3 protein-coding genes are annotated in these 2,995 nt (G+C 68.1%); 2 read left to right on the top strand and 1 reads right to left on the bottom strand.

Annotated elements, in window-relative coordinates:
• Positions 1–526 (top strand): arylamine N-acetyltransferase family protein (locus JZ791_RS43815; RefSeq protein WP_216903848.1); only part of this gene is annotated, 526 nt, incomplete at its 5' end.
• 23 nt (positions 527–549) lie between these two features.
• Here the strand turns inward: JZ791_RS43815 and JZ791_RS43810 are convergent.
• Complete coding sequence (locus JZ791_RS43810) at positions 550–1,722, bottom strand: winged helix DNA-binding domain-containing protein (RefSeq protein ID WP_216903846.1); 1,173 nt, start codon at positions 1,720–1,722, stop codon at positions 550–552.
• Between the two features lie 322 nt (positions 1,723–2,044).
• Here JZ791_RS43810 and JZ791_RS43805 point away from each other — a divergent pair.
• On the top strand, positions 2,045–2,995 hold a 951-nt coding region (locus JZ791_RS43805; protein WP_216903844.1), incomplete at its 3' end, for a serine/threonine-protein kinase.

Genomic DNA, 2,995 nt, shown 5'->3' with positions numbered 1-2,995 from the left:
CACCCATTCCCTGCTGCGCGTCACGACCGTCGACGATCCCCGGCCATGGCTGTGCGATGTGGGATTCGGTGCGGGCCCCCTCGCGCCGCTGGAGCTGAGTCCGGACGTGGGCGAGGTGCGGGCCGGTGACTGGCGCTTCCGGCTCGAACGCACTCGGGGTGAACTCGACACCGGCGTATGGTTCCTGCACCATTTTGCCAACGGTGGCTGGGTGTCCCGTATCAGATTCACCGAGAACCCTTCCTACCGCATAGATTTCGCGGTATCCAACCACTTCGTCTCCACCTCGCCCCGCTCCCCGTTCGTCAGCCGTCCGTTCATCCAGCGCATGCACCCCGACGCCCACCACACGCTCGACGCCACCACATGGACGACCGACTACCCCGACGGTTCCGCACGCACCCATCACGTGACGCCAGCCGATCTACCGAAACTGCTCACCGAGACCTTCGATATCGATCTCACCCCGCAGGATGCGGACGCGTTGGTCGTCGCGCCATGGGCGAACGCCCACGCCGACGCGTGAGTCCGGATACCGAACGATGACGATCAGGCGGTGAGCTCTCGCTCCAATGGGGTGCGGAAACGGGGTTTGGCACGGACGTCGCCGTACCAGGCGTGGATGCGGGCGGCCTCGGATTCGATAGCGGCGACGGCCTGTGTCCCGACATCCTCCAGCAGACGCCACACGATCTCGCCATCGGACCGTTGAGCCCACCCGCCGACTATGCGACCGTCCCACCAGAGGGTGGGTCCGACGTTGCCATTGGTATCGAACAGCGCCTGCGCGTGCGGGCCGAGGAACCAATCGCGCGACTGCCAGCCCATGGGAGTCGGGTCGAGGGCGGGCAGAAGGGCGGCGTGCGGTTCGGGGGCCGGAATCGGGTCCAGATCATCGGACAGGGCTATGCCGGTGACGCCGTCGAGATCTACCTCGGTGATCGTCAGGTGTGCCAGCGCCTTGCGCACCTCGCCGAGGGTCCAGCCGGTCCACCATTTCAGGTCACCGATGGGGGCGGGACCGAAGGTGTGCAGCCAGCGGCGGGCCAGCTCCGCGCGCGCCGAGTCGACGGCCATCGCGGCAACGCCGGCGGGCAGCCAGGACTCGATCGGTTCCCAGGCGTACTGGGTGCTGGTCCAGCCGCCGTTGGGGCGGCCGCGCACGATGCGGCCCTCACAGCCGAGAGTCAGTAGCACCCAGGTGGTGATATTCGTCGGCTTGGAATACGGCTTGCCGGGGGCGGTGTCGACCTGGGTGCGCAGCCGTGGCACCGCGGCGCCCAGTTGCGCGCCGGTCGCGCTGCCGCGGGTGAGCAACTCTCGATGGGTTTCCCCCTCCACCTCCGCGAGCCAGGCGTCCACGTCGCCGTCGATGACCTCGTTGAGAAAGCGGGCGTATGTGCGCCGCTGCTTGAGCGCCAGCGCATCGGCGACCGATGCCTGCAGCGCGGGCACCAGGTCCAGGGGCGTCACGAACATCGTGCGCCGCATCGCCAGCATGCGTAGCAGTGTGCGGTCCGCATACAAGGCCTTCTCGATATCCGCGGGCTCGAGCTCGCGGCTGCGCGCGGCGACGGACAGGAAGACGGTGGCCGGATCGGTCGCGTGCAGCACGACCATCGAGCGGGCTATGCCGACCGGATCGTCCACCCGGGTTGCCATGGCCAGCCGATGCCGAACCGCCATCCGAGCCCGCCGCTGTGCGATATCCATCGAACGCATGGGCGAATAGTAGCCCGATCGACCGACATCCCTGCCGAACCTCACCAGCGCCGGTCGACCTGCCGCACCAGCTGGTCGAGCGGGTGCGCGAGGGCACATCGGGGATGGAAAAGTGACATTGGACACGGTTTATTTCAGTACGGTCGCAGGGTGATCTCTTAGGCTCCGCTCAGGCTCCGTGCTTATTTCCTCCGGATCACGCTCCGGCGTCTACCCCGTCCGCATGGCCCGCTACACTCGTGCGGGTAACACGCGCGGAACCTCGCGCATGGTAAGTGCTGGATCGCGGAGAATTCGGAGAAGTGCCATCGAAACCGGCCAAGTGATCGCAGGGCATTACCGCCTGGTCGAGCGGATTGGTAGCGGCGGCACAGGCGTCGTTTGGCGTGCCGTCGACGAGAGGCTCGAACGGTCGGTGGCGATCAAGCAGATCCTCACCCAGCCCAGCCTGCCTCCGGGTGAGAAGGACATCGTGCGCGCCCGCGCCTCGCGCGAGGCGCGGAACGCGGCCCGGTTTCAGCACCCCAACGCGATCGTGGTGTTCGACATCACCGACCATGAGGGCGACCCCTGCCTGATCATGGAGTACCTGCAGTCGCAGAGCCTGGCGATGGTGCTGTCCGCACAGGGCACACTGCCGCTGCCGCAGGTGGCACGGATCGGCGAGCAGGTGGCCTCGGCCCTGGTGGCCGCGCATCGTGCCGGGATCGTGCACCGCGACGTGAAGCCGGGCAACGTGCTGCTCGGTGAGAACGGCACCGTCAAGATCACCGACTTCGGCATCTCCAAGGCCAAGGGCGACGTGGCTCTGACGGCGACGGGCCTGATCTCCGGCACCGCCGCGTACCTCGCCCCCGAGGTCGCCCGCGGCACAGATCCCACGCCCGCCGCCGACGTGTTCGCCCTCGGCGCCACCCTGTTCCACTCGCTCGAGGGTGAGCCGCCCTACGGCAGCAACCCGAACCCGCTCGCACTGCTGTACGCCGCGGCGAACGGCCAGCTCAGCGAGCCCCGCAACGCGGGCCAGCTGCACGACCTGCTGCTGGACATCCTCAGTTTCGAGCCCGAGGATCGCCCCAGCATGACCGAGGTCCGCGACCAGCTCGCCGACTTCTGCGATATGGCCGAGGACACCGCCTCCACCCGGATGCTGGCCACCCACCGCACGGCCCCGCGCCGCCAGGCCACCCGCACCCTGGATCGCCGCGCGGCGCAGGCGGAGATCTCCACCGCGGAGATGATGGCGCAGGAGGCCCCCTCCACCCCGAACCTG

The organism is Nocardia alni (genome assembly GCF_019038435.1).
Lineage (GTDB): Bacteria > Actinomycetota > Actinomycetes > Mycobacteriales > Mycobacteriaceae > Nocardia > Nocardia alni.
This window is presented reverse-complemented; position numbering and strand designations above follow the sequence as displayed.